Source organism: Leisingera sp. ABD4_442 (genome assembly GCF_056160905.1).
The window spans coordinates 135,366-159,527 of sequence record NZ_JBSWYB010000001.1 but is presented as its reverse complement, the minus strand read 5'-3'; the positions used below and the strand labels follow the sequence as shown (position 1 = coordinate 159,527).

General features: G+C 60.7%; 27 protein-coding genes and 1 tRNA gene. 11 read left to right on the top strand and 17 right to left on the bottom strand.

Features of this window, described 5'->3' with window-relative positions; all coding sequences use genetic code 11:
- Positions 1 to 262 precede the first annotated feature (262 nt).
- Positions 263 to 832 carry a peptidoglycan L,D-endopeptidase MepK gene (gene mepK / locus ACXAHG_RS00760; protein ID WP_475045287.1) on the top strand — a complete coding sequence of 190 codons (570 nt, stop codon included), beginning with the start codon at positions 263 to 265 and terminating at the stop codon, positions 830 to 832.
- Positions 833 to 999: 167 nt separating this feature from the next.
- A tRNA-Arg gene (locus ACXAHG_RS00755) sits at positions 1,000 to 1,076 on the top strand.
- A 13-nt stretch (positions 1,077 to 1,089) separates the two neighbouring features.
- Here ACXAHG_RS00755 and ACXAHG_RS00750 read toward each other — a convergent pair.
- A complete protein-coding gene (locus ACXAHG_RS00750) occupies positions 1,090 to 1,983 on the bottom strand; it encodes a LysR family transcriptional regulator (RefSeq protein ID WP_475043305.1) in 894 nt (297 codons plus the stop codon).
- A 99-nt stretch (positions 1,984 to 2,082) separates the two neighbouring features.
- On the opposite strand from ACXAHG_RS00750, the gene tmpA reads away from it, so the two are divergent.
- The 3 genes from tmpA to ACXAHG_RS00735 are packed head-to-tail and all read left to right on the top strand — an operon-like array spanning position 2,083 to position 4,487.
- Positions 2,083 to 3,216, top strand: coding sequence for a 2-trimethylaminoethylphosphonate dioxygenase (tmpA, locus tag ACXAHG_RS00745; RefSeq protein ID WP_475055418.1), 1,134 nt, complete (start codon positions 2,083 to 2,085; stop codon positions 3,214 to 3,216).
- Between the two features lie 3 nt (positions 3,217 to 3,219).
- Positions 3,220 to 3,825, top strand: a complete 606-nt coding sequence (gene tmpB, locus ACXAHG_RS00740) for a (R)-1-hydroxy-2-trimethylaminoethylphosphonate oxygenase (RefSeq protein ID WP_475055416.1) — start codon at positions 3,220 to 3,222, stop codon at positions 3,823 to 3,825.
- Positions 3,822 to 4,487, top strand: a complete 666-nt coding sequence (locus ACXAHG_RS00735; RefSeq protein WP_475055414.1) for an ureidoglycolate lyase — start codon at positions 3,822 to 3,824, stop codon at positions 4,485 to 4,487. The genes tmpB and ACXAHG_RS00735 overlap by 4 nt, the downstream gene beginning before the upstream one ends.
- Before the next feature lie 66 nt (positions 4,488 to 4,553).
- Here ACXAHG_RS00735 and ACXAHG_RS00730 read toward each other — a convergent pair whose 3' ends face one another.
- The 11 genes from ACXAHG_RS00730 to iscR form a co-directional block, all read right to left on the bottom strand.
- Entirely contained in the window at positions 4,554 to 5,774 is a 1,221-nt protein-coding gene (locus ACXAHG_RS00730) for a cysteine desulfurase (RefSeq protein WP_475055412.1), read from the bottom strand.
- Entirely contained in the window at positions 5,767 to 6,351 is a 585-nt protein-coding gene (locus tag ACXAHG_RS00725; RefSeq protein ID WP_475043314.1) for a YIP1 family protein, read from the bottom strand. The genes ACXAHG_RS00730 and ACXAHG_RS00725 overlap by 8 nt, the downstream gene beginning before the upstream one ends.
- Positions 6,348 to 6,833 (bottom strand): YIP1 family protein, encoded by a 486-nt coding sequence (locus tag ACXAHG_RS00720; RefSeq protein ID WP_475043316.1) that lies wholly within the window; start codon positions 6,831 to 6,833, stop codon positions 6,348 to 6,350. The genes ACXAHG_RS00725 and ACXAHG_RS00720 overlap by 4 nt, the downstream gene beginning before the upstream one ends.
- The gene (locus tag ACXAHG_RS00715; protein ID WP_475043318.1) at positions 6,833 to 8,113 is read right to left on the bottom strand and encodes a SufB/SufD family protein; all 1,281 of its coding nucleotides are present in this window, start codon (positions 8,111 to 8,113) and stop codon (positions 6,833 to 6,835) included. The genes ACXAHG_RS00720 and ACXAHG_RS00715 overlap by 1 nt, the downstream gene beginning before the upstream one ends.
- Positions 8,114 to 8,869 carry a Fe-S cluster assembly ATPase SufC gene (gene sufC, locus ACXAHG_RS00710; RefSeq protein WP_475055410.1) on the bottom strand — a complete coding sequence of 252 codons (756 nt, stop codon included), beginning with the start codon at positions 8,867 to 8,869 and terminating at the stop codon, positions 8,114 to 8,116.
- 74 nt (positions 8,870 to 8,943) lie between these two features.
- The gene (locus ACXAHG_RS00705; protein WP_039123659.1) at positions 8,944 to 9,258 is read right to left on the bottom strand and encodes a YbjQ family protein; all 315 of its coding nucleotides are present in this window, start codon (positions 9,256 to 9,258) and stop codon (positions 8,944 to 8,946) included.
- Complete coding sequence (locus tag ACXAHG_RS00700; RefSeq protein WP_475043322.1) at positions 9,255 to 9,488, bottom strand: HTH-like domain-containing protein; 234 nt, start codon at positions 9,486 to 9,488, stop codon at positions 9,255 to 9,257. Before ACXAHG_RS00700 ends, ACXAHG_RS00705 begins: the two co-directional genes overlap by 4 nt.
- Before the next feature lie 2 nt (positions 9,489 to 9,490).
- The gene (sufB, locus tag ACXAHG_RS00695) at positions 9,491 to 11,014 is read right to left on the bottom strand and encodes a Fe-S cluster assembly protein SufB (RefSeq protein ID WP_475055408.1); all 1,524 of its coding nucleotides are present in this window, start codon (positions 11,012 to 11,014) and stop codon (positions 9,491 to 9,493) included.
- Between the two features lie 14 nt (positions 11,015 to 11,028).
- Positions 11,029 to 12,072, bottom strand: a complete 1,044-nt coding sequence (locus tag ACXAHG_RS00690) for a cysteine desulfurase family protein (RefSeq protein WP_475055406.1) — start codon at positions 12,070 to 12,072, stop codon at positions 11,029 to 11,031.
- Positions 12,069 to 12,533, bottom strand: a complete 465-nt coding sequence (locus tag ACXAHG_RS00685) for a hypothetical protein (protein ID WP_475055404.1) — start codon at positions 12,531 to 12,533, stop codon at positions 12,069 to 12,071. Before ACXAHG_RS00685 ends, ACXAHG_RS00690 begins: the two co-directional genes overlap by 4 nt.
- Positions 12,534 to 12,574: 41 nt before the next feature.
- Positions 12,575 to 13,033 (bottom strand): Fe-S cluster assembly transcriptional regulator IscR, encoded by a 459-nt coding sequence (iscR, locus tag ACXAHG_RS00680; protein WP_475055402.1) that lies wholly within the window; start codon positions 13,031 to 13,033, stop codon positions 12,575 to 12,577.
- Between the two features lie 186 nt (positions 13,034 to 13,219).
- Here iscR and ACXAHG_RS00675 point away from each other — a divergent pair, with 186 nt between their 5' ends.
- The 3 genes from ACXAHG_RS00675 to ACXAHG_RS00665 are packed head-to-tail and all read left to right on the top strand — an operon-like array spanning position 13,220 to position 15,284.
- Complete coding sequence (locus ACXAHG_RS00675) at positions 13,220 to 13,873, top strand: alpha/beta hydrolase (RefSeq protein WP_019296279.1); 654 nt, start codon at positions 13,220 to 13,222, stop codon at positions 13,871 to 13,873.
- On the top strand, positions 13,873 to 14,118 hold the full coding sequence (locus ACXAHG_RS00670) for a hypothetical protein (protein ID WP_475043329.1): 246 nt from the start codon (positions 13,873 to 13,875) through the stop codon (positions 14,116 to 14,118). The genes ACXAHG_RS00675 and ACXAHG_RS00670 overlap by 1 nt, the downstream gene beginning before the upstream one ends.
- Positions 14,115 to 15,284, top strand: coding sequence for an HD domain-containing protein (locus tag ACXAHG_RS00665; protein WP_475055400.1), 1,170 nt, complete (start codon positions 14,115 to 14,117; stop codon positions 15,282 to 15,284). The genes ACXAHG_RS00670 and ACXAHG_RS00665 overlap by 4 nt, the downstream gene beginning before the upstream one ends.
- Before the next feature lie 32 nt (positions 15,285 to 15,316).
- On the opposite strand, the gene ACXAHG_RS00660 is transcribed toward ACXAHG_RS00665, so the two are convergent.
- On the bottom strand, positions 15,317 to 16,099 hold the full coding sequence (locus ACXAHG_RS00660) for a class II glutamine amidotransferase (RefSeq protein WP_475043332.1): 783 nt from the start codon (positions 16,097 to 16,099) through the stop codon (positions 15,317 to 15,319).
- A gap of 250 nt (positions 16,100 to 16,349) precedes the next feature.
- Here ACXAHG_RS00660 and ACXAHG_RS00655 point away from each other — a divergent pair, with 250 nt between their 5' ends.
- Positions 16,350 to 16,685 carry a DMT family transporter gene (locus ACXAHG_RS00655; protein ID WP_475043333.1) on the top strand — a complete coding sequence of 112 codons (336 nt, stop codon included), beginning with the start codon at positions 16,350 to 16,352 and terminating at the stop codon, positions 16,683 to 16,685.
- A 93-nt stretch (positions 16,686 to 16,778) separates the two neighbouring features.
- Positions 16,779 to 18,599, top strand: coding sequence for a translational GTPase TypA (typA, locus tag ACXAHG_RS00650; RefSeq protein WP_475043335.1), 1,821 nt, complete (start codon positions 16,779 to 16,781; stop codon positions 18,597 to 18,599).
- Positions 18,600 to 18,638: 39 nt separating this feature from the next.
- On the opposite strand, the gene ACXAHG_RS00645 is transcribed toward typA, so the two are convergent.
- The 4 genes from ACXAHG_RS00645 to recA form a co-directional block, all read right to left on the bottom strand.
- Positions 18,639 to 19,121, bottom strand: a complete 483-nt coding sequence (locus ACXAHG_RS00645; RefSeq protein WP_475055398.1) for an MOSC domain-containing protein — start codon at positions 19,119 to 19,121, stop codon at positions 18,639 to 18,641.
- Positions 19,121 to 19,408 (bottom strand): DUF1330 domain-containing protein, encoded by a 288-nt coding sequence (locus tag ACXAHG_RS00640; protein ID WP_475031449.1) that lies wholly within the window; start codon positions 19,406 to 19,408, stop codon positions 19,121 to 19,123. The genes ACXAHG_RS00645 and ACXAHG_RS00640 overlap by 1 nt, the downstream gene beginning before the upstream one ends.
- Before the next feature lie 78 nt (positions 19,409 to 19,486).
- On the bottom strand, positions 19,487 to 22,138 hold the full coding sequence (gene alaS, locus ACXAHG_RS00635) for an alanine--tRNA ligase (RefSeq protein ID WP_475043340.1): 2,652 nt from the start codon (positions 22,136 to 22,138) through the stop codon (positions 19,487 to 19,489).
- Positions 22,139 to 22,294: 156 nt separating this feature from the next.
- Positions 22,295 to 23,362 carry a recombinase RecA gene (recA, locus tag ACXAHG_RS00630; RefSeq protein WP_475055396.1) on the bottom strand — a complete coding sequence of 356 codons (1,068 nt, stop codon included), beginning with the start codon at positions 23,360 to 23,362 and terminating at the stop codon, positions 22,295 to 22,297.
- Positions 23,363 to 23,554: 192 nt separating this feature from the next.
- Between recA and ACXAHG_RS00625 the strand changes: the two genes are divergently transcribed.
- A complete protein-coding gene (locus ACXAHG_RS00625) occupies positions 23,555 to 24,154 on the top strand; it encodes a gamma-glutamyl kinase (protein ID WP_475055395.1) in 600 nt (199 codons plus the stop codon).
- The last annotated feature ends 8 nt before the right edge of the window (positions 24,155 to 24,162 follow it).

Here is a 24,162-nt window from a genome sequence, read left to right as displayed (position 1 = left end):
CAATCGCGAAAAGTTAACTTTGATGCACTGTTGCCGCGTCTATGAAACCCGGTTGCAACAGTCGCGGGGAAAAGCACCGTCCGCCTCCCCTTTTGCGCAAGAAATTGCCGAAAAACGCCCCTAACGTTACAGAGCGGCAAAGAAATGTTGGAACCTGATTCAGGCTATGCCATACAAGCCGCACGTCAACTAGGACAGTTGGCGAGCCCGTAACATCGGGCGCTCAGGCAGGACTAAAAGCGTACGGGACGGCGCAGTGACAATGGCAAAAACCGCGGGCACGGGGATCTCCCGGCGTTCTATTTTGGGTGTATTTGCTGCAACCGCAGTGGCAGCGGCCCCGACTTTCTCCAATGCAGCAGGTTTCTTGCGCGGGGGCGGTGATATCCGCCGGATCCGCATGTATTCCGGCCGCACCGGCGAGCGTCTGGATATGGTGTATTGGATCGACGGCGACTACATCAAGGACGCGGTCAAGGAAATCAACCACTTCATGCGGGACTGGCGGACCGATCAGGTCAAGGACATGGACCTGCGCACCATCGACATCATGGCTGCCTCGCACAATCTGCTGGACGTGAACGAACCCTATATGCTGCTGTCCGGCTACCGCAGCCCCAAAACCAACGCCATGCTGCGCAGCCGCTCGCGCGGGGTTGCCAAGAACTCGCTCCACATGCGCGGCCAGGCGGCGGATCTGCGTCTTGCGTCACGCTCAGTCTCGCAGATGGCCAAGGCAGCCGAAGCCTGCCGTGCTGGCGGTGTCGGCAAATATCACCGGTCGAATTTCGTCCATATGGACTGCGGTGTTGTCCGCACCTGGCGAGGATAAACCTGCCAGCCATTGCAAGAATGCAAGCCTGCACGTCCCGGTGCAGGCTTTTTTGTTCTGAGACAGCTTCTGCCCGTTCAATCGCGCATGCGGGCATGAAATTGGAAACAGCCGGTTTTTTCCCGTTGCAGCGGTGGCAAACCACGGTTATACCCCGCTGTAACAACGCACCTGTAGCTCAGCTGGATAGAGCGCTGCCCTCCGAAGGCAGAGGCCAGAGGTTCGAATCCTCTCAGGTGCGCCATTTCTCTTATGTTTCAGCCCCTTACTGCATCAGGCAGCTGCTGTCTGATGACGTCCGCAAGGGCGTTCAGCAGGGCCATCTGGCGCGGCGTTTTGCCCAGGCTTGGCGGCCAGGTCAGCCAGTAGCCGTCAATGTTCACAAGCTCAGCAGCCGGCAGGCAGATCAATTGCCTGGATTGCAGCAGATTGGCGGCCAGGGCCTGAGATCCTAGAACGGCGCCCATTCCCAGCCGGGCCGCCCGCAGGGCATGGGCCATGGAATCCACCGAAACCGGCCCGGTCTCTGGCGGAGCCTCTCCCGTGACCCGCGCCCATTCGGCCCAGCCCGGGCGTTCGCCACGCAGTTCGATAGCTGGCAGGTTGCGCCAGTCAGCAGCAGTTTCGGGGGCGGCCATGGGCTGAAGCACCTCATTGGCCAGAAGAATGCCCTCCCGTCCTTGCCAGCCGCCGCGCCCGTAGCGGATGTGCAATGCTCCGTCCGCAGCCTCAAAATCCAGCCGCTTTGGCACGGTTTCCGTGACCAGCCTCAACTCGGGGTGAGCCTCGGAAAATGCTGCAAGCTGCGGCAGCAGCAGCATTTCCAGGTGCGAAGGCTGGGCCGCAATCCGCAGTTCCCGGACGCTGTGGCCGAACAGGTTCTCAGTGCCCTGCTCCAATGCCCGCAAGGAATCGTGAACCAGCGGCAGATAGCTTTCCCCCTCCACTGTCAGCGACACGCCACGCGCAGACCGGATGAACAATTGCCGGCCAAGCCAGGATTCAAGATTGCGAATCCGCTGGCTGACCGCGGCCTGTGTGGCGCCGAATTCCTCTGCGGCCGCGGTAAAGCTGCCATGCCGACCCGCGGCTTCGAAGACCTTGAGCCAATCGAGCGGCGGCAGGCCTTTCCGCGTGATTTTCCTGGACATTAGAAAACCTAACTCTCTTACCCCGATTTCCGTCGTTCTCTTGATGGCTCAGCCGCGATAGCAAGGCAAGCAAGAACCAGGCCAACCGGAGAGACCCCTATGCCCCGTTCCGTATCCGCCGACGCATCCGGCAGCTTTCTGACCCTGACATTCGAAGACGGCAGCGACAGCCGCTTTCACGCGATCTGGCTGCGTGACAACGCGCTGGACCCTGAGACCCGCTCGCCCGGTAACGGCCAGCGTCTGATTACCATCGGTGACATTCCGGCAGACACCAGGATCAGCACCGCACTGGTGGAAAACGGCGCGCTGACCGTTACCTTTGCGCCGGAAGGCAAGACCGTCACCTTCCCGGGAGACTGGTTGAAGGCACACGCCTATGACGTTGATCAGGCGTCTGAATTCGGCCGCATGGCGCCGGGTATCGAGACCTGGAACAGCAGCCAGCCCGCCCCCGCCTTTGACTGGAACGACGTTAAATCCGACCCGAAGGTCAAACGTGACTGGCTGGACGCGATTGCCCGCCTCGGCTTTGCCAAACTGGTGAACGGCCCGGTGACAGAAGGCGCGCTGATTGAGAACGCCGAAATGTTCGGCTTTGTCCGCGAAACCAACTACGGCAAGTATTTTGAGGTCCGCACCGAGGTGAACCCGACCAACCTCGCCTATACCGGCCTGGGCCTGCAGGCGCATACCGACAACCCCTACCGGGATCCGGTGCCGTCGCTGCAGATCCTCTATTGCCTGGAAAACTCGGCAGAAGGCGGCGAGAGCATCGTGGTCGACGGCTTTCGCGCGGCTGAGCGCCTGAAGGCGGAAAACCCCGAAGGGTTTGCCCTGCTGGCAGGCTACCCGGCGCGGTTCGAATACAAGGGCTCCGACGGCGTGCACCTGAAATCGCGCCGCCCGATGATCGAGCTGTCGCCGGATGGCGAGATGGTCGGCATGCGCTTCAACAACCGCTCCTCGGCGCCTTTTGTCGACATTCCGTTCGACAAGATGGAGGCCTATTACGCGGCCTACCGCCGCCTGGGTGAGTTCATCGACGATCCGGACATGGGCGTCTCCTTTAAGCTGGAGCCGGGCGAAAGCTTTATCGTCGACAACACCCGTGTGATGCACGCGCGCCTTGGGTATTCCGGGTCCGGTTCGCGCTGGCTGCAGGGCTGCTACGCCGACAAGGACGGGCTGCTTTCGACCCTGAACGTGCTGAACGCCCAACTGGAGGGCTGAGCCATGAGCAAGCCGGATTTCAGCAAGCTGACCCAAGAAAACATTGTTGCCTTCATCGGCGACATCTTCGACCGCCGCGGTGATGAGGAATACCTGGGCGAGCCGGTCACCATGACCGAACACATGCTGCAGGGCGCCACCATTGCCGAGCAGAACAAGCAGCCGGAAGAGATCATCGTGGGGGCGCTTCTGCACGATATCGGCCATTTCACCAGCGAGTTCGGCACTTTCAGCATGGATGACACCGAGGACCGGTTTCATGAGGAGGCCGGCGCCGAGGTTCTGGAACAGTTCTTCCCCTCGGTTATCACCGATTGCGTGCGCTACCACGTGGCGGCGAAACGCTATCTCTGCGCCACCAAACCGGAATATTTCAACCGTTTATCAGAGGCTTCCATCCATTCGTTGAACCTGCAAGGCGGACCGATGAACGCCGAAGAAGTGGCTGAGATGGAGAAGAACCCAAACCTCAAGCAGATCATCGCGGTGCGCTATCTGGATGAGGCCGGAAAGCGGGCTGATATGCAAACGCCGGACTATTGGCATTTTGCACCGATGGTGCAACGCATGGTCGACAAGCATATGGCTGCGGGGGATTCCGCAAAATGAGCGCGCCCGAGTATATCTTTGAAGCCAGCAGCAAACCTTCGCTGCCCTGGCACGAGGTGCCGCTGATCCGGGCCACCGAGGAAAGCGTCAGGGGCTACGGCTGCCTGGTGGATGATCCGGAGAACTTCGAGATCGAGATCGTGCAATGGCCCGCGCAAGGCTGGCGCCCGATCGACGATGGCACCGGGGACGAGGCAGGCTGGGTCGAGGGCACCTTCCGCGGCGACTGGCGCGGAGATGTTCTGTATGGCGAGAACGAAGCGGTCAACGGCAACTATGTGCTGGGCTGGTCCACCGACCCGCAGAATGCGCAGGTGGAGGCGCAGAGTGCACCGCGGGATCAGGTGCTGCTGTGGCACATGAACTACCACCCCGACGGCGGCCAGCTGTTCTATCCGCTGGACAACAAACCCTTCATCATTCCCGCGGCGCTGCCCGGGGATGATCTGAAACCGGAGAAGGTTGTGGCCTTCTGGTGCGATGGCTCCAAGGGGCTCTATATCCATCCGAACATCTGGCACGAAGGCATCTTTCCGGTGGAGGACAGCCAGCGGTTCCTGGACCGCCAGGGCAAAGTGCACGCGCGGGTCAGCTGCGATGTGGGGCAGGAGTTCGGAGTTTACCTGTCCTGCCCGATGCGGGCGGACAAGATCCAGGGCTAACGCACTGTACAAAAACAAAAAACGGCGCCCTCGAGGCGCCGTTTTCCTTTTGGCTGCTGTCCAGGATCAGGCGAACAATTCGTGCGCCAGTTCCAGCGCATCAATCAGCGTGTCGACTTCATCCTTGGTGTTGTAGAGGCCAAAGGACGCGCGGCAGGTGGCGGAGACCCCCAAATGGTCCATCAGCGGCCCGGCACAGTGATGCCCAGCCCGCACCGCCACGCCTTTTTTGTCAAGGATCGTCGAGATGTCATGCGCATGTGCGGCACCTTCCATGGTAAAGCTGAAAATCGCTGCTTTGCCAGGCGCTTGCCCCTGAACATTGATCCAGTTCAGGCCGGTCAGCCGCTCCAGTGCATAGTCGCGCAGGCCGCCTTCGTGCTTGGCGATGTTGTCCATGCCAAGATCCATCATGTATTCCAGCGCGACACCCAGACCGATGGTCTGCACGATGCCCGGCGTGCCGGCCTCGAATTTCATCGGCGGATCGTTGTAGATGATCCCCTCCTTGGAGACCTCCTTAATCATGTCGCCGCCACCGATGAAGGGGCGCATCTCGGCCATCCGCTCGGGCTTGATGTAGATCGCGCCAGAGCCAGAGGGGCCATAGAGCTTGTGGCCGGTGATCGCGTAGAAGTCGCAGCCGATGTCCTGAACGTCGACCGGCATATGCACGGCACCCTGCGAGCCGTCGACCATCACCGGCACGCCCTTGGCATGGGCGCCTTGGGTGATTGCCTTGACGTCCACCACGGTGCCCAGCACGTTGGAGCACTGGGTGACGGCCACCAGCTTGGTCTTGGGCCCAATCGCGTCGATCACCTTCTGCGGATCCAGGCTGCCGTCATCGGCCACATCGACCCATTTCAGTACCACGCCCTGGCGTTCGCGCAGGAAGTGCCAGGGCACGATGTTGGCGTGGTGCTCCATCACCGACAGGACAATCTCGTCGCCTGCTTCAAATCGTGGCATCGCCCAGCCATAGGCAACCAGATTGATGCCCTCGGTGGTGCCGGAGTTCAGCACGATGGTGTTTTCATCCCCGGCATTCAAGAAGCGCGCAATAATGCCGCGCACCGCCTCATACTTCTCCGTTGCGAGATTGGAAAGAAAGTGCAAGCCGCGGTGAACGTTGGAATATTCCTCAGCATACGCCTTGGTCACCGCATCAATCACCACCTGCGGTTTCTGGGCCGAGGCGCCGCTGTCGAGATAGGTCAGCGGCTTGCCGTTCACCTCCCGCGACAGGATCGGAAAGTCAGCGCGGATTTTGTCCAGGTCATACATTTTCGGGAAGTCCCAGATTGGCTGGGCCGATCAGACCCACGATAAAGAGAAGGGCGAACACCAGGATCATACTGGCCATTAAGACCACGCCAAGCGACCGCCATACGGAACCGAACCTGTGCGCCGCGTTGACAAAGTGCAAGAGGATAAAGAACACCAGGATGTTCGCTGCAATGTTGAGCAGGCCAGCCAGGGACGGCAGGATAAGGAACATCCCCACAATGGCGCCGTTCAACCCGGCTTGCAGCAATTGCAGCCAGGTGACAAGCGCAAGCAGCGATGCCAGGCTGCCTTGGCCGCCCAGCCAGCGGCCCGTTGTGGCCAGCATGGCGATGAACCCGATCTGCAATACCAGCACCACTGCAAAATAGGCGCCGGGCGAGAACCGCGGCAGCAGCACCTCTGGCGGCAGAGGAAACAGCACCTGCTGCAAAGTGTAGACGCAAGTGTTCAGCACCACAGACAGCAGGAAGGCAGTCCACAGCGCTTCGCGCGGCCAGTCGCGCGCCAGAATCTGCATCGCGGCATCGCGCGGCGATTTCACCGTAAGAAGGGCAAAGGCAGCCAATGCGTTCATGGTTTTGCCCAATATCCTTGGATCATGCCGGACAGCCAGAACCAAAAGAAAACGGCGCACCAAAGTGCCCCCACCAGGTTCAATGCCGCGCCGGGGCCAATGAAACCAGCGACCAGGCCATTCAGCAGCATCAGCGGGCTGGCGGCCAGGAACGCCCAGAACAGGGCCAGCCGCGCCCGGTAGGCATCGCCCTGTCCGCCAACGGCCCGGGCGATCCAATGCGACACCAGGGCCAGCACATACAGCAAAAGCGGCGCGATGAAGACCAGCGCCAGCAGCGATCCGCCCAGCAGCATGTTCAGCTCCTGGCCGGTCAGATGCGCCTCGCGCGCCAATTTTGGCATCTGCGCGACAAAGGTCAGCACACAACCGCTGAGCAGAAACACCAGCAGCCTGTCTTCGCGGGCACCCATGCTCAGAAGCCGCGCAAACACCTTGCGCGGCCCCTTGTAGGTTGCCGGGATATCCGTGGTAACGGACATCAGCGGCGCCGGGCCAGCCAGCCTTCGAGGCGGGAGACGATATCAGCGGCGATCTCCGCGTCCTCGATCTCATCCACCGCTTCGGCCAGGAAGGCCAGCGTCATCAGGTCGGTTGCCTCTGCGTGCGGGACACCGCGGGAGCGCAGGTAGAACAGGCCTTCCTCGTCGATCGCGCCGGAAGTGGAGCCATGCGAGCAAGCCACGTCGTCGGCGTAGATTTCCAGCTCAGGCTTGGCCAGGAACTGGCTGTCCTCATCCAGCAGCAGCGACTGGGAAATCTGATATCCGTCAGTCTTTTGCGCGCCTTCCTTCACCAGGATTTTGCCCTGAAACACACCAGTGGCCCCGTTGCGCAGCACCTTCTTGAACACCTGGCGGCTTTCGCAGTTCACCGCGTCATGGGTGATGAACACGGTGTCGTCGTGGTGGAAGTCGCCATCCCCCACGCAGGCGCCTGCGATATGGGCCACAGCGTCGTCGCCGGTCAGTTCAATCACCGCCTCGTTGCGGGTCAGCACGCCGTTCACGGTCAAGGTGAAGGACTTGAACACCGACTCGGTGCCCAGGCGGGCAAACAGATGGGTGGCGGCGCGGCGCTCGTGGTCGCGGCCCTGGGCGCGCACCAAATGCAGCTTGCCGCCGTCTGCAACGTCGATTTCCATGCATTTGTTAAAACGGGACGCAGCCGGGCCGTTTTCCAGAATGGTGGCCTCGGCGCCGGTTTCGACACGGATCACGTGGTGCAGGATCGCGTCGGAGTTTTCATCCGAATGCACATAGGTGAAGTTGATCGGCTTGGCGACCTTGCCAGTCACCCGGATCGCCACGCCATCACTAGCAAAGGCGGTGTTCAGCGCTGCCAGCGGACGTTCCACCGGGGTCTGGCCGCGCGCTTCAAGAACGCCGTACAAGTCCTTGGCCCAATGAATATCCTTGCAGCAGATATCCTCAATCCGGTCGATGGTCACACCTTCCAGAGTCAGATCGTCCGACGCCTCGGCATCAAACACGCCATCGACGAACACGATGTTCAAACGCTCAAACGCGTTGAACATAGGCGCCTCATCCGCTGCAAAAACCGCGGCCTTGGGGGCCTCAGCCTGCACCAGTGTGTCGGGGCGCGTGTATTTCCAGTATTCGTCGCGGCGCGACGGCAGGCCCATTGTCTGGACCCGCGACAGCGCGGCCTGACGGGCCGCCTTTAGGCAGCCGCCCTCGGGCAGCGCAAGGCCGGACAACCGCGCCTCGGTTGCGGTCAGTTTCGCTTCGGGCAGAGCCATTTACGCCTCCTCTGCCAGGATGCCGGCGTAACCGTTGTTCTCAACTTCCAGCGCCAGCTCGGGGCCGCCGGTCTTGACGATGCGGCCGTTTGCCAGGATGTGCACCACGTCCGGTTTGATGTGGTCCAGCAGGCGCTGGTAGTGGGTGATCACCAGGAAGCCGCGGCCTTCGTCGCGCAGGGCGTTTACGCCATCGGCCACCAGCTTCATCGCGTCCACATCGAGGCCGGAGTCGGTTTCGTCCAGGATGCACAGCTTCGGCTCCAGCATCGCCATCTGCAGGATCTCGTTACGCTTCTTCTCACCGCCGGAAAAGCCGACGTTGACCGGACGTTTCAGCATGTCGGCGTCGATCTTCAGCGTCTTGGCCTTGGCGCGCACTTCCTTCAGGAAGTCAGACGCGGACAGCTCCTCTTCGCCGCGGGCCTTGCGCTGTGCATTCACTGCAGTGCGCAGGAAGGTCATGTTGCCGACACCGGGGATTTCAACCGGGTACTGGAATGCAAGGAACATGCCCGCCGCGGCGCGCTCTTCCGGCTCCAGCTCCAGAATGTCTTCGCCTTCCAGGGTGGCGGAGCCTTCGGTCACTTCATAACCGTCACGGCCCGACAGCACATAAGACAGGGTCGACTTGCCCGAGCCGTTCGGCCCCATGATGGCATGCACCTTGCCAGCCTCGACCTTCAGGTCCAGACCTTTCAGGATCTGCTTGTCTTCATCTTCAAGTTTGACTTGCAGGTTTTTGATTTCGAGCATTTTTTCCTCGTCTCACATGTCTTGCAGGCCTGCGGCCCGCGATATTCCCATGGCCCTTCGGGGCCGTTTCATTCCTATCCCAGCACCACCGCGGTGCCGCTGGCCGAGACCATCAGCATGGACTGCCCGACCACTTCGTAATCCAGATCAACGCCCACAACGGCGTTTGCACCCTTGGCCCGGGCGCGGTCTTCCAGCTCTGCCAGCGCGGTTTCGCGCGCGTCCTGCAACTTGCTTTCATAGGCTCCGGAGCGGCCGCCGACGATGTCGGTGATGGAGGCAAAGACATCGCGCACCACATTGGCGCCCATGATCGCCTCACCCACCACGATTCCCTTGTATTCGGCAATCTGGTAGCCTTCGACAGAGTTTGTGGTTGTGACGATCATGCTCTTGCCCCTGATTTAACCTGCACAAACTTCGACAGACGCATTCCTTTGCGAACTTCAGTTCCGTAGGATCGCTTTCCCGTTCCAAGTTCCGCAACATCATTGGCGGAATGCCCTTCAAGTTCGGCTGCAAATTCAATTCCGAACAAGTGGATGGCCGTAACCATTTCACGCTGTTCGGCATTTTGGTAGCGATCTTTGAGGATTTCCGCCAACTGATCGGTCGTCATGATTACCCCACAGACCCTTCCAGCGAGATCGCAACCAGCTGCTGGGCTTCCATGGCGAACTCCATCGGCAGCGCCTGCAGAACGTCCTTGCAGAAGCCGTTGACCACCAGGGCCACCGCCTCTTCCTCGTCCATGCCGCGCTGGCGGCAGTAGAACAGCTGGTCGTCGTCCACCTTGGAAGTGGTCGCCTCATGCTCCACGCGGGAGGAGTTGTTCTTGACCTCGATGTAGGGAACCGTGTGCGCCCCGCATTTGTCGCCGATCAGCAAGCTGTCGCACTGGGTGTAGTTGCGCGAATTCTTGGCCTTCGGGTGCATCGACACCAAACCGCGGTAGGTGTTCTGCGCCTTGCCGGCCGAGATGCCCTTGGACACGATGCGCGACTTGGTGTTTTTGCCCAGGTGCACCATCTTGGTGCCGGTGTCGGCCTGTTGCATGTTGTTTGCAATGGCGATCGAGTAGAACTCGCCCTGGCTTTCCTCGCCGCGCAGGATGCAGGAGGGATATTTCCAGGTCACGGCAGAGCCGGTTTCCACCTGGGTCCACATCACCTTGGCGCGGTCGCCGCGGCAGTCGGCGCGCTTGGTCACGAAGTTGTAGATGCCGCCCTTGCCATTCTCGTCGCCCGGATACCAGTTCTGGACCGTCGAGTACTTCACCTCGGCGTCTTCCTCGATGATGATCTCCACCACGGCGGCATGCAGCTGCGCAGTGTCACGCTGCGGTGCGGTGCAGCCTTCGAGGTAAGAGACGTAGGAGCCTTTGTCCGCGATGATCAGGGTGCGTTCGAACTGGCCGGTGTTTTCCGCGTTGATGCGGAAATAGGTCGACAGCTCCATCGGGCAGCGCACGCCCGGCGGCACGTAGACAAATGAGCCGTCAGAGAACACGGCGGAGTTCAGCGTCGCATAGAAGTTGTCGGAGACCGGAACGACGGAGCCGAGGTATTTCTTCACCAGCTCGGGATGCTCGCGGATCGCTTCCGAGATCGAGCAGAAGATGACGCCCGCCTCTTTCAGCTCCTTCTGGAACGTGGTTCCGACGGAAACGGAGTCGAACACCGCGTCCACGGCAACCTTGCGGCCTTCTTCCGGGGTTTCACCCGCGCCTTCGACGCCAGCCAAAATCATCTGTTCTTTCAGCGGGATACCGAGCTTTTCGTAGGTGGCCAGCAGCTTGGGGTCGACCTCATCCAGCGACTTCGGCTTCACTTCCATCGACTTGGGACGGGCATAGTAATACTGGTCCTGGAAGTCGATTTCCGGGTAGCTGACCATCGCCCAGTTCGGCTCGTCCATCTGCTCCCAGCGTTCAAAGGCCTGCAGGCGCCATTCGGTCATCCACTCAGGCTCTTCGTTCTTTTCCGAGATCAGCCGGACAATATCGGGGTTCACGCCCTTGGGCGCGTATTCCATCTCGATATCGGTTTCCCAGCCGTATTTATAAGCACCGCCAACCTCGCGGACGGCGTCCACGGTTTCCTGGTCAACACCTTCTTTGACTTGGGTCTGGTCCAAAGCGGCCATTGTCATCTCCTCATTCACGCCGCGCGGGCGCGATGTTTCTTTTCTTTTTGCAGCCACGCCTCGGCAAAGCGCAGCACATCTTCTTCTGTCGTCTCAGGCCCCAGCGACACACGCACTGCGCCTTGGGCTGTAGCCTCGTCATATCCCATGGCGGTCAGCACCGCGCTGGCACGCACCTTGCCGCTGGAACAGGCGCTGCCCGCACTGATGGCAAACCCCGCAAGGTCCATCTGCATGACCTGGGTTTCGCCCTTCCAGCCCGGTGTCGCAAAACACAAAGTGTTCGGCAGCCGCTTCTGATCCTTCCCGACAAAAATAGTATGGCTTGCGCCAGACACAAGCGCCTTTTCTAGAATATTTCTAAGTTCCGCAACCCTATCCCAGACACCATTTGCCAGATCCTTGGCCGCAGCTTCAGCTGCGGCGCCGAAGCCCACGATTCCAATAACATTTTCGGTTCCGGAGCGGCGCCCCATTTCCTGGCCGCCGCCCTTGATCTGGGCCGGCAGATCGGTTCCGCGTTTCATAACCACAGCGCCGATACCCTTGGGGCCGCCCAATTTGTGGGCCGAAATCAGCGCGATTTCGGCGCCCAGCCAGTTGAAGGCCACCGGCAGTTTGCCAAAGGCCTGGGTGGCATCTGTTACCGCCAGCCCCTCCGGCAGTTTCTGCACAATGCCCGTTTCTGAGTTGGCCAGCTGCACAGCAGAACGCCCCGGTTCGGGTATGCCTACTACGCCGTCACTGGTCACGGCCAAGTCCTCAACCGTCCAGGCCCGCACCGCATCATGCTCCACCGGAGCCCCGTGCAAGCTGCGTCCCGATAACGCCAGCGCCGCGCCTTCAGTAGAACCGGAGGTAAACACGATGTCCGCACCATCCGCGCCAAAAGCCGCTGCAACCTGCGCCCGCGCCTTCTCAACCAGAGACTTGGCAGCCCGCCCCTCGGCATGTACCGACGACGGGTTGCCGCAGACGTCCATCGCCGCAATCATCGCATCCCGGGCTTCAGGACGCAGCAGCGCAGTGGCGTTGTGATCGAGGTAAACGCGTTTCATAGAGTCATCTTTTCGCGGGCAGCTGCCGCGTCATAATGCGTTTTGTACAAATCTGCAAAGGCTTCGGCGTAATCAAGACGAAGCCAATACTTGAAGCCAGATTGCAGGAAATACGGCGCCTGTCCGGCGGTGTCTTCAAACATCCGAATAAGCAGGTGACCGGGCACCTCGATGTGAGGCTTCGCCGGTCCAGTCAAGAAGTTGCAAAATTTACCCCAAAAATGACGCGACCGCGCCCAGGATTCCCTGGCTGAGGCAGTTGCCCGAAAAAGGAAAACGTAAACTTCGCTGGCAGTCATGCCTGCAAAGGCCAGCCGCTCAATCCAGGCGCCCCGCTTCGCTCGATCGCTTCCCTGGACAAGGTGCCGGTCCACAGAAGCCACGGACCCGAGCTTGGGTGCCAGCGCACCAAAAGCTTCGAAAGCTTCTGGGCTTTGTACGGACAGATCGATTCCATCCAATCCGCAGATAGCGGGATATTCAGAGAATTCCGGGTACACTCTCAGTCGTCCACGACCGCAAACAGGCTCGGCACTGCCGGGCATGGCGCCAGATCGTTCTTGATCACATCCGACAGGCGGGTCTGATGCAAGAACACATAGACATGCGCGCTCAGGCTCTCCCAAAGTCGGTTGGTCAGCGATTGCGCCCGGCTGCCGGACAGCGCCCCGGAAGCCCCTGCGCCCTTGTGCATCGCATCCACAGTTTCATCTACGGCAGACAGCACATCCACCACCCTGATTTCAGAAGGCACTATCGCTAGCCGGTAACCGCCGCCAGGCCCGCGCACCGACTCGACCAGCCCGGCGCGGCGCAGCTTGACAAACAACTGCTCAAGATACGGCAGCGAGATATCCTGCCGCTTGGAAATGTCTCCCAGCGGCACCAGATCGCCCTCTGGCTGCAGCGCAATATCCGCCAGCGCAACCATCGCATAGCGCCCTTTGGTGGAAAGCTTCATAATTTACCCCTCGAAACCAGGGCGCGAGTGCGAAAACATTGACCTTCCCCGCGACTGTGCGTATCTCAGCCTGACGGTGTGTGGCTTGGCCAGCGCCCTTGATTAGAACTGTTCTAAGATGCCTGACGGAACCCGTCAAGTATTCTGGGGGCAGCCCCGAAAACGAGAGTAGGATTTTAACCGCCCATGCCCGAGGTCATCTTTCCTGGACCCGAAGGCCGCCTCGAAGGCCGCTATCACCCGCAAAAAGAAAAAGACGCCCCGATCGCCATCGTCCTGCACCCGCATCCGCAGTTCGGCGGCACCATGAACAACAAGGTGGTCTACAACCTCCACTATGCGTTCTACAACATGGGCTTTACCGTCCTGCGGTTCAATTTCCGCGGCGTCGGCCGCAGCCAGGGCGAATACGACCAGGGCGTGGGTGAATTGTCCGATGCCGCTTCGGCGCTGGATTACCTGCAGTCGATGAACTCCAACTCCAAGCATTGCTGGGTTGCGGGATTCTCCTTTGGCGCCTGGATCGGCATGCAGCTCTTGATGCGCCGCCCGGAAATCACCGGTTTCATCTCTGTTGCGCCGCCCGCCAATATGTATGACTTCTCCTTCCTGGCGCCCTGCCCGTCCTCGGGCCTGATCATCAACGGCACCGCCGACCGCGTGGCACCGCCCGCGGACACCGCCAGCCTGGTGGGCAAGCTGCATGAGCAGAAGGGCATCACCATCACCCACACTGAGGTGGAAGGTGCGGATCACTTCTTCCAGGAGCCGCATATGGACACAATGATCGGCACAGTTTCCGATTACGTGAAGCGCCGCCTGACGGAGAACACCCGCTGATGAGCAATACTATCGAGGCGCTGGCCCAGAAACTGGCGGTCGATACACTCAAGGTGCAGGACGCTTCCGGCGAGGAGCGTCTGTATGTGGAGGTGGGCCAGGTTCTTGGCGCCGCCTCCCAATCGCTCGAGGAAGCCTTCCTGACGGAAATGCGCGTGCGCCTGGCAGAACGCAAGGCGCGCGACTTTCTCAACAAAAAAGTTGCCGGGCTGCAGGCCCAGCTTGGCGCCAAAGGTGAGGCGTGAGCGCCCGACTGCAAGCCCAGTTTGCCTTTCTGCTGGAAGCTGACAAGCTGCGCGGTGTTGAGCGGCAAAACCTGATCCTCGATTGCAGCCGCTGCGAAAACTCAGCTGAACACAGCTGGCATCTGGCGCTGTATGCGCTGGTTCTGGCCCCTTTTGCAGCGCCGGACGTGGATGTGTTCCGCGTTATCCGGATGCTGCTGCTGCACGACCTCGTTGAAATCGACGCAGGCGACCACCCGATTACCGATGAGGTCGACTGGAACGCGGTGGCCAAGGCCGAGCAGGCGGCGGCCCAGCGGCTGTTCGGTCTACTGCCAGCGGATCAGAGCGCAGAGTTTCTGTCCCTATGGCGGGAATTTGAGGCATCCGAGAGCCCGGACGCGCAGTTTGCCAAGCGGGTGGACCACTGTCAGCCGATTTTTCAAACGCTCTACGGCGTCAACCCGCTCGACTGGCATGTCGATGTGGTCCGGCAGAACCTGTTTGGCGGACGGGCAGCGGCTCTGGAACAGCACTTGCCGGAGGCATTCCACCAAGCGCTGTCGCTGCTGGGTGAGGATACAGAGTATGACTGCAGCCGGCTGACCGCCCGCCTGCCCTTCCTGAATGAGGCCGACAAGCTGAAGCTGATCAACCGCGCCTCCAAGCTTGGGGACGGTTCGCGGCACGAAAACTCGGCCGAGCACAGCTGGCACATCATGCTTTACGCTTGGGTGTTGTCAGAGCACAGCGCTGTGCCAGTGAACACAGACCGGGTGCTGCAGATGCTGCTGTTGCACGACTTGGTTGAGATCGACGCAGGTGACGCCCCGATCCACGGTGTGATTGCCCCCGCAGCGCTTGCTGCCCTGGCGGCCAAGGAACTGGCTGCTGCGGACCGGCTGTTCGGATTGCTTCCCGCAGAACAAGGACAGCCTATGCGCGCGGTCTGGGAAGAGTTCGAGGCAGCCGAAAGCCCGGATGCAGTCTTTGCCAAATCCATCGACCGGGTGCAGCCAGTGCTGTTGAACCTGCTGAACGGCGGTGGCAGCTGGGTCGATTATGACGTGAGCCTGCCGCAGCTCGACTCCCGCGTCGGCGGCAAGGTCGCCCGAGGCGCGCCTGACGTCTGGACCTATGTTCGAGCGCAGATTGAGCCCTGGTTCCGCGAAGCAGGCCGCTTGTAGACATTTTAGCGGCCCCGCCGCGGGGCTGCCTTTCACCCCAGAAACGGTTGAAACGGCTGAGTTTCCGCGCCTTTCGGTTTCAGCGTCAAAAACTCGCCCGGCTTCAGTTCGTTCCAGGCCTCTCCAGTGTCTTCCAGCGGCTCCGACACCACCGCCCAGCCTTGCATGCTTTGGCTCCAGCGATAGTAGACCGACGGCGCGATGCTGTCGGAAGAATAACGCGCGGCATACAATGTCTGCCCATCCGACATCGCCACCGACAGCCGCATGTGCGGCGTTGTGCCCCGCGCCCGCGACAAGCCTTCCATCCGGGCCACAGCCTGTTCCAGCGCCCCTTTAGGGTCCGCATCCAGCCCCTCCCGCAGGGCCAGCAGGAACAGAACCTCGCTGTCGGTTGCGCCCCTGCGGTGCTCATACAGCTCATCCGGGATGCACATGTCCGCGTGGCGGCGGAACCTCTCGAACCCCCCGACCTGGCCGTTGTGCATGAAGCTCCACTTCCCGGCCGTGAACGGGTGGCAGTTGTTGCGGCTGGTGGCGGACCCGGTTGAGGCCCGCACATGAGCCAGAAACAACCCGGATTGCACCTGATGCACCAGCGCCCGCAGGTTGCAATCCGACCAGGCCGGGTAGACATCACGGTACAGCCCCGGCTCAGTCCGCTGCCCGTACCAGGCAATCCCGAAGCCATCGCCATTGGTGGCTGTCTTGCATTCCACCGCCTTTTGGCTTTGCGCAATCAGCGAATGCGCAGGTGTTGATATGATGTCCTCCAAGAAGACGTCGGCACCCGTGTAGGCAGCCCAGCGGCACATGTGGAAATCCCCATTCCGTTTCCGGGAATCAGACCATTATTTCAATCTGACCACCATTATTAGGATGTTCTCCTAATTATTCTCCAATTCACAGTCCAGTGTGCCTGCGCACATTGACGTGTTCACATCAGGCGGCATGCGGATTCCGCCCTGACGATGCCGCTTCGGGACTTCCCCGGCCTTCATAGATCGGATAGGCGGGAGTTAGAGCTGCGGGTTTGCCCGCGGCAAGTGCTTGAGGGAGGCTGAGATGCCGGTTCACTACGTCTACCTGATCATTGCGGTGGCAGCAGAGACCATCGGCACCACGGCACTGCAGGCCAGCCAGCAGTTCAGCAAGCTTGGCCCGTCGCTGATCGTGCTGGTTGCCTATGCTTTCTCTTTCTACATGATGGGCCTGACCCTCAAGTTCATGCCGGTTGGTATAGTCTACGCCATCTGGTCCGGCCTTGGCATTCTGCTGATCGCGGTCATTGCCTTCATTGTCTTCGGCCAGAAGCTGGATTTCCCCGCCGTCATTGGCATGGTGCTGATCATGTCCGGCATCGTCATCATCCACCTGTTTTCCAAGTCTTCCGGCCACTGATCCGCATTTGCGGGGCTTTGCGGCGGTTTTCCTCTGGCCTTTGTGCGGGGTTCGGGCTATGCGCGGCCCAACTTCCTTACAAAGGCGAACGTCATGGACTTGCGCAACATTGCGATCATTGCTCACGTTGACCACGGCAAAACCACCCTGGTCGACGAGCTGCTGAAACAATCTGGCGCCTTCCGCGAAAACCAGGCTGTGGCGGAACGCGCCATGGACAGCAACGATCTGGAGCGCGAGCGCGGCATCACCATTTTTGCCAAGCCGACCTCGGTCGAGTGGAACGGCACCCGTATCAACATCGTCGACACCCCCGGCCACGCCGATTTCGGCGGCGAGGTGGAGCGGATCCTGTCGATGGTCGACGGCGTGGTGCTGCTGGTGGACGCGGCTGAAGGCCCGATGCCGCAGACCAAATTCGTGACCTCCAAGGCGCTGGCCCTGGGCTTGCGCCCGATCGTGGTGCTGAACAAGGTCGACAAGCCGGACGCCGAACCCGACCGGGCGCTGGACGAGTGTTTTGACCTCTTTGCCTCGCTGGACGCCACCGAGGACCAGCTGGACTTCCCGCATATGTATGCCTCGGGCCGCAACGGCTGGGCCGACAATGAGCTGGACGGCCCCCGCAAGGACCTGAGCGCGCTGTTCAACCTGATCGTGAACCACGTGCCCGAGCCCAAGCAGGTCAAGAAGCAGGACGACGATTTCCGCATGCTGGCCACGACCCTGGGCAGCGACCCGTTTGTTGGCCGCCTGCTGACCGGCCGGGTTGAAACCGGCACGCTCAAGGTCGGCGCCACCGTGCAGGCGATCTCCCGCATCGGCCAGAAGATCGAACAGTTCCGCGTCACCCGGATCCAGGCGTTCCGCGGCCTGGCCCAGCAGGACATCGAAGAGGCCCAGGCAGGCGACATCGTTTCCATCGCCGGCATGTCCAAGGCCACCGTGGCCGACACCATCTGCGCCCTGGCCGTGGATGAGCCGCTGGACGCACAGCCGATCGACCCGCCGACCATCACCGTCACCTTCGGAATCAACGACAGCCCGCTGGCCGGGCGCGACGGCAAAAAGGTGCAGTCCCGCGTGATCCGCGACCGCCTGATGAAGGAAGCCGAATCCAACGTCGCCATCAAGATCGCCGACACCCCTGGCGGTGAAGCGTTCGAGGTTTCCGGCCGCGGCGAACTGCAGATGGGCGTTCTGATCGAAAACATGCGCCGCGAAGGCTTCGAGCTGTCGATCTCCCGCCCGCAGGTGATCATGCGCGAAGAGAACGGCCAGAAGATGGAGCCGATCGAAGAAGCCACCATTGACGTCGATGACGAATACTCCGGCGCGGTGATCGAAAAACTGACCGGCGCCCGTAAGGGTGAGCTGGTTGAGATGAAGCCCGCAGGTGCAGGCAAGACCCGCATCATTGCTCACGTCCCCTCGCGCGGTCTGATCGGCTACCACGGCGAGTTCCTGACCGACACCCGCGGCACCGGCGTTCTGAACCGCGTCTTCCACGGCTGGGCACCGCACAAGGGCGCGATCCCGGGCCGCCGTGCGGGCGTTCTGATCTCGATGGAGAACGGCCAGTCGGTGGCTTACGCGCTGTGGAACCTGGAAGACCGCGGCAAAATGATGATCGGTGCCCAGGCCGACATCTACACCGGCATGATCATCGGTGAGCACTCCCGCGACAACGACCTTGAAGTGAACCCGCTGAAAGGCAAGAAGCTGACCAACGTGCGCGCCTCCGGCTCGGACGAGGCAGTGCGCCTGACCACCCCGATGACCCTGTCGCTGGAAGAGGCGATTGCCTATATCAACGACGACGAATTGGTCGAGGTTACGCCGAACAACGTGCGCCTGCGCAAACGCTACCTGGACCCGCATGAACGCAAGCGGATGTCCAAGGCCAGCGCCTGACGAACAGAAAACGGCGGCAGAGATTTCTGCCGCCGTTTTTCATTCTGGATCCGTCAAATGGGTGACGCTGCCGCCCAGGGCCACCCTGCCCGGCTGCAGCACTTCAGCGTACCAGCCGCCATGGCCGCGCATCGCGTTGTATCCTCCATGGCCCAGCACCTCCTCCATCCGCGAACAGGGCGGACAAGGGCCGGAAACCTGCAAAACCACGCCGCCGATTTGCAGCTTGGCTTTGCGCAAAGCAGCCAGGTTGATCCCAGAAATCACGAAATTCCGGCGCAATTGTTCCGGCTGCACTGCCTCCAGACGGGCAAGAGAGGCAATCACCGGCAGATGTTCTGCCTGGATCAAGGTGACTGCGCGTTTACCTTCCTTGCCGTGATCTCCGTCGAGACCGGCAAGCGAAACATCAACCGCTTCAGGCGTCAGCACATCCTCGCGCCGGCCGGGGCGCAAACCAATCCACGCCACCCGGCCCGTGGCCGCGTGACGTTTCAGCATTTCCGCAAAGGCGGTGACCATTATTCGGAGGTTTCCACCACCATCAGTTCACGTTCAGAGGCACCGCGCGCGTGGCTCAGCGCTTCCTGGTATTCCGGGCTGTGGTAGCAATCGACGGCGGCATCAACACTGGGGAACTTGGCGACTACATTGCGCGGGCGCTCTTTGCCTTCCAGCTGAACAAACCGGCCGCCGCGGGCAATGAAGGTCCCGCCATGCTTGGCGATGGCCGGGCCGGCCAATTCGGCATATTTGCCATAGGCATCGGCGTCGGTAACGGTCACATGAGCAATCCAAAGTGCGGGCATCAGAGCCTCCCCGTATTATGGTCTTTCCGGCAGCCTACGGTTTTTGCCGGAAAGACCAAGTGTTTTTTGACCAAATGGTCAGCCAGCCAGCAGCGCCTCTGCCGCCTTGATGGCTTCCTCGGCGCCGGAGAAATCCTTGCCGCCGCCCTGGGCCATATCCGGACGGCCGCCACCGCCCTTGCCGCCAACGGCGGGAACTGCGGCCTTCAGCACGTCAACGGCAGAAATGTCGCCCGTCAGATCGTCGGTGACACCAGCAGCCACAGCCACCTTGCCGTCGTCCTCTGCGATCAGCAGGATCACACCGGAGCCAAGGTTCTGCTTGTGTTTATCAATCAGACCGCGCAGGTCCTTGCCCGAAACCCCCTGCAGCGCCTGGGCCAGGAATTGCTTGCCATTGACGTCCTTGGCTTCGGCACCGCCACCAGAGCCACCGCCCATAGCGATCTGCTGCTTGAGATTGGAAATCTCGTTTTGCAGCGCTTTGCGCTCGTCCATCATCGCCTTAAGGCGGTCCAGCACTTCTGCAGGCTGCGCCTTCAGCGCGCCTGCGACCTCCGCCATCCGGCCTGCTTCGCGTTCCAGATGCTCAACCGCCGCCGCTCCGGTCAGCGCCTCGATCCGGCGCACACCGGCAGAGGATGCACTGTCGCCCAGGATAACAAAGGTGCCGATGTCGCCAGTCTGCTTCACATGGGTGCCACCGCACAGCTCGATCGAGTAGGTGTCACCATCGTGGCCCTTGCCAGTGGCTGCGCGGCCCATGGAGACAACACGGACCTCTTCGCCGTATTTCTCGCCGAACAGCGCCTGGGCACCGAGCTCGCGCGCGTCATCAGGAGTCATGATCCGGGTGGAGACCGGCGTGTTCTGACGGATGAAATCATTCACTTCCGAGCCGACCTTGGCCAGTTCATCCGTGCTCATCGCCTTGTTGTGGCTGAAGTCGAACCGCAGGCGGTCTTCAGCATTGAGCGAGCCCTTCTGCGCTACATGCTCCCCCAGCGCGTTGCGCAGTGCTTCGTGCAGCAGGTGGGTGGCGGAGTGGTTGGCGCGGATCTTGCTGCGGCGTGCGTGATCCACTTCCATCGCCGCGCCTTTGCCGACGGCAATCTCGCCCTCGGTCACTTCGGCGATGTGCAGGAACAGGCCCTCCACCTTCTTGGTATCGGTGATGCTGGCCGCGCCGCCTTCAACGGTCAGCACACCGGTGTCGCCCACCTGGCCGCCGCTTTCGCCGTAGAACGGCGTCTGGTTCAGGATGACCTGCACCGTGTCGCCCTTGGCCGCAGACTGCAGCTGCGCACCGTCCTTGACGATGGCCACGATCTGGCCCTCGGCCTTCTCGGTTTCATAGCCCAGGAAGTCAGTGGTGCCGGCTGCGTCGACGATGTCGAAGTAGACTTTCACATCCGCTGCTTCACCCAGACCAATGCCACCCGCACGGGACTTCTCTTTCTGCTCTTTCATCGCAGCGTCGAACCCATCGGTGTCGACCTCGATCTCCTTGGCGCGCAGGGCGTCCTGGGTCAGGTCGAGCGGGAAGCCGTAGGTATCATAGAGCTTGAACGCGGTTTCACCCGGCAGCACATCGCCCTTGCCCAGATCCGAGGAAGCTTCGTCCAGCAGTTTCAGGCCGCGATCCAGGGTCTTGAGGAAGCGGGTTTCTTCCTGCTCGAAGGTCTCCTCGATCAGGGCCTGGCCTTGGCCAAGCTCCGGATAGGCCGCGCCCATCTTTTGGACCAGCGACGGCACCAGCTTGTGCATCACCGGATCGGTGGCACCCAGCAGCGAGGCATGACGCATCGCGCGGCGCATGATCCGGCGCAGCACATAACCGCGGCCTTCGTTCGACGGCAGAACGCCCTCAGCGATCAGGAAGGAGCAGGAGCGCAGGTGATCGGCGATCACCCGGTGATGCACGTTCTGGTCGCCGAACGGATCGGTGTTGGTAACGTTGGCCGAGGCTTCGATCAGCGATTTGAACAGGTCGGTCTCATAGTTGTCGTGGGTGCCCTGCAGCAGTGCTGCAATCCGCTCCAGCCCCATGCCGGTGTCGATGGACTGCATCTCCAGATCTACCATCGAGCCGTCCGCGAACTTCTCGTTCTGCATGAAGACGAGGTTCCAGATCTCGATGAACCGGTCGCCATCTTCCTCCGGCGAGCCCGGAGGGCCGCCCCAGATGTGGTCGCCGTGGTCATAGAAGATCTCGGTGCAGGGGCCGCAAGGGCCGGTGTCGCCCATCTGCCAGAAATTATCAGAGGTGGCGATACGGATGATCCGCTCCTCCGGCACGCCCAGTTTCTTCCAGATTTCAAAGGCCTCGTCGTCAGTGTGATAGACGGTCGTATACAGCCGGTCCTTCGGAATATCGAATTCCTTGGTAATCAGCTCCCAGGCAAAAGGGATCGCCTCGTGCTTGAAGTAGTCGCCAAAGGAGAAATTGCCGAGCATCTCAAAGAAAGTGTGGTGGCGTGCGGTATAGCCGACGTTGTCAAGGTCGTTGTGCTTGCCGCCGGCGCGGACGCATTTCTGCGAGGTGGTGGCGCGCTTGTAGTCGCGGGTTTCCACCCCGGTAAAGCAGTTCTTGAACTGAACCATGCCCGAGTTGGTGAACATCAAGGTCGGGTCGTTGCGCGGCACCAGCGGGCTGGAGTCAACGACTTCATGCCCCTGTTTGGCAAAGTAATTCAGAAAGGTAGAGCGGATATCGTTGAGCGTCGGCATATGCGGGATCTCTTGCGGGCTTAAAACAAGCGTTCCGGGCAGGTTTACCCCCGCACCCGGGCGCTGTCCACAGCGGGAAGCGGCATCACCTGCGAAAAAGGGCGCAGCCTTCGCCACGCCCTTTCAATTTCAAAATTTGATCAGATTATCTGGCGCTTAAGCTTCCAGGATGTCATCCGCATCGCCCGTATCCGGACGTTCGAACTCAAGCCCGTGCGCGGCGCGGATCTTGTCTTCGATATCATAGGCAACCGATGGGTTCTCGCGCAGGAACACCTTGGCATTTTCACGCCCCTGACCGATCCGCTCATCCCCGTAGGAGAACCAGGCGCCCGACTTGTTCACGACCCCCGCCGCCACGCCAAGGTCCAGCAGTTCGCCCATTTTTGAGATGCCTTCGCCATACATGATGTCGAATTCAACCTGCTTGAAGGGCGGCGCCACCTTGTTTTTCACAACCTTCACGCGGGTCGAGTTGCCGACCACCTCATCCCGGTCCTTGATCGCGCCGATGCGGCGGATGTCCAGACGGACGGAGGAGTAGAATTTCAGTGCGTTGCCGCCAGTTGTGGTTTCAGGCGAGCCGAACATTACGCCGATCTTCATTCGGATCTGGTTGATGAAGATCACCATGCATTTGGAGCGGCTGATGGAGCCGGTCAGCTTGCGCATTGCCTGGCTCATCAGGCGGGCCTGCACGCCGACGTTGCTGTCGCCCATGTCGCCTTCAAGCTCCGATTTCGGGGTCAGTGCTGCCACCGAGTCAACGATCACCATGTTGACCGCGCCGGACCGCACCAGCGTGTCGGTGATTTCCAACGCCTGTTCGCCAGTGTCGGGCTGCGAAATCAGCAGCTCATCCAGATCGACGCCCAGCTTGGCCGCATACTGCGGGTCCAGCGCGTGTTCTGCGTCGACAAACGCGCAGACGCCGCCCTTTTTCTGCTGTTCCGCAATGCAATGCAGGGTCAGAGTCGTTTTACCGGAGCTTTCCGGGCCATAGATTTCAATGATCCGCCCCATCGGCAGGCCGCCGATCCCCAGCGCGATGTCGAGCCCCAGAGAGCCGGTCGAGCTCGCCTCAATCTCCTGCAGAGCAGTACCATCGCCGAGCTTCATGATCGAACCCTTGCCGAACTGCCGCTCAATCTGGGCAAGCGCGCTGTCGAGCGCCTTTTGCTTGTCACCGCTTACTTTATTTTTCATGGTCAAAAGATCCGCCATAGTCCCTTGTCCTTTTCTATGTGTCACACACCGGGGCGCGCGGCAATCACTGCTTTGTTCACCTCTTGTTCCTTATGAGATCAAAAAGAGAACATTGCAACAAGTTTCTGGTGTACCCACTTCGGGAGCTGGATGTTAATGAGTGGTTTATGGTTAAGAACAAGCAAGCATTTTTACCGGGCAGTTAACGGAATGATGATATTTTTCAAGGAACGGCTGGCACTTCTCTCCGTTCCCAAAACCGGCACCACAGCCTTGAACGCCGCGCTCAGGGACCGGGCCGACCTTGTGATCTCAGGACCTCCGGAGCTCAAGCATTCGCCAGTCTACCGCTACAACCGCTGGATCCGGCCCATGTTCGACAAGGTTTGCAGCGCCGAGCTGGAGCTTGCCGCAGTGATGCGGGAGCCGGTCAGCTGGCTGGGAAGCTGGCACAGATACCGCCAGCGTTCCGCCCTGGATGGCAAGCCGAACTCGACCAAGGGCATCGGGTTTGACGAATTCATTCACGCCTATTGCAAGGGCAAGCCGCCAGCGTTTGCAAACGTTGGCAGCCAGGCCAAATTCCTGAAAGGACAGCCGAATGGCTGTAAAGTCAGCCATTTGTTCCGCTATGAGGATCAATCCGCGCTCATCAGCTTTCTGGAACAGCGCCTGAACACTGAGATCCAGCTGGAGCGCAGGAATGTCAGCCCCCGTGCGGAGGCCGCATTCAGCCCGAAGGCAGAGACCCACCTGCGGCGCAAGCGCCCGGAAGAGTTCGCTCTGTACGAGTCGATACCGGTCAGGTGAGCCCGGCC

Bases quoted from the DNA above. Each gene is read 5' to 3' on its own strand.
- mepK (WP_475045287.1), top strand. From the start codon at position 263: ATGGCAAAAACCGCGGGCACGGGGATCTCCCGGCGTTCTATTTTGGGT.
- ACXAHG_RS00750 (WP_475043305.1), bottom strand. From the start codon at position 1,983: ATGTCCAGGAAAATCACGCGGAAAGGCCTGCCGCCGCTCGATTGGCTC.
- tmpA (WP_475055418.1), top strand. From the start codon at position 2,083: ATGCCCCGTTCCGTATCCGCCGACGCATCCGGCAGCTTTCTGACCCTG.
- tmpB (WP_475055416.1), top strand. From the start codon at position 3,220: ATGAGCAAGCCGGATTTCAGCAAGCTGACCCAAGAAAACATTGTTGCC.
- ACXAHG_RS00735 (WP_475055414.1), top strand. From the start codon at position 3,822: ATGAGCGCGCCCGAGTATATCTTTGAAGCCAGCAGCAAACCTTCGCTG.
- ACXAHG_RS00730 (WP_475055412.1), bottom strand. From the start codon at position 5,774: ATGTATGACCTGGACAAAATCCGCGCTGACTTTCCGATCCTGTCGCGG.
- ACXAHG_RS00725 (WP_475043314.1), bottom strand. From the start codon at position 6,351: ATGAACGCATTGGCTGCCTTTGCCCTTCTTACGGTGAAATCGCCGCGC.
- ACXAHG_RS00720 (WP_475043316.1), bottom strand. From the start codon at position 6,833: ATGTCCGTTACCACGGATATCCCGGCAACCTACAAGGGGCCGCGCAAG.
- ACXAHG_RS00715 (WP_475043318.1), bottom strand. From the start codon at position 8,113: ATGGCTCTGCCCGAAGCGAAACTGACCGCAACCGAGGCGCGGTTGTCC.
- sufC (WP_475055410.1), bottom strand. From the start codon at position 8,869: ATGCTCGAAATCAAAAACCTGCAAGTCAAACTTGAAGATGAAGACAAG.
- ACXAHG_RS00705 (WP_039123659.1), bottom strand. From the start codon at position 9,258: ATGATCGTCACAACCACAAACTCTGTCGAAGGCTACCAGATTGCCGAA.
- ACXAHG_RS00700 (WP_475043322.1), bottom strand. From the start codon at position 9,488: ATGACGACCGATCAGTTGGCGGAAATCCTCAAAGATCGCTACCAAAAT.
- sufB (WP_475055408.1), bottom strand. From the start codon at position 11,014: ATGGCCGCTTTGGACCAGACCCAAGTCAAAGAAGGTGTTGACCAGGAA.
- ACXAHG_RS00690 (WP_475055406.1), bottom strand. From the start codon at position 12,072: ATGAAACGCGTTTACCTCGATCACAACGCCACTGCGCTGCTGCGTCCT.
- iscR (WP_475055402.1), bottom strand. From the start codon at position 13,033: ATGAAGCTTTCCACCAAAGGGCGCTATGCGATGGTTGCGCTGGCGGAT.
- ACXAHG_RS00675 (WP_019296279.1), top strand. From the start codon at position 13,220: ATGCCCGAGGTCATCTTTCCTGGACCCGAAGGCCGCCTCGAAGGCCGC.
- ACXAHG_RS00670 (WP_475043329.1), top strand. From the start codon at position 13,873: ATGAGCAATACTATCGAGGCGCTGGCCCAGAAACTGGCGGTCGATACA.
- ACXAHG_RS00660 (WP_475043332.1), bottom strand. From the start codon at position 16,099: ATGTGCCGCTGGGCTGCCTACACGGGTGCCGACGTCTTCTTGGAGGAC.
- ACXAHG_RS00655 (WP_475043333.1), top strand. From the start codon at position 16,350: ATGCCGGTTCACTACGTCTACCTGATCATTGCGGTGGCAGCAGAGACC.
- typA (WP_475043335.1), top strand. From the start codon at position 16,779: ATGGACTTGCGCAACATTGCGATCATTGCTCACGTTGACCACGGCAAA.
- ACXAHG_RS00645 (WP_475055398.1), bottom strand. From the start codon at position 19,121: ATGGTCACCGCCTTTGCGGAAATGCTGAAACGTCACGCGGCCACGGGC.
- ACXAHG_RS00640 (WP_475031449.1), bottom strand. From the start codon at position 19,408: ATGCCCGCACTTTGGATTGCTCATGTGACCGTTACCGACGCCGATGCC.
- alaS (WP_475043340.1), bottom strand. From the start codon at position 22,138: ATGCCGACGCTCAACGATATCCGCTCTACCTTTCTGAATTACTTTGCC.
- recA (WP_475055396.1), bottom strand. From the start codon at position 23,362: ATGGCGGATCTTTTGACCATGAAAAATAAAGTAAGCGGTGACAAGCAA.
- ACXAHG_RS00625 (WP_475055395.1), top strand. From the start codon at position 23,555: ATGATGATATTTTTCAAGGAACGGCTGGCACTTCTCTCCGTTCCCAAA.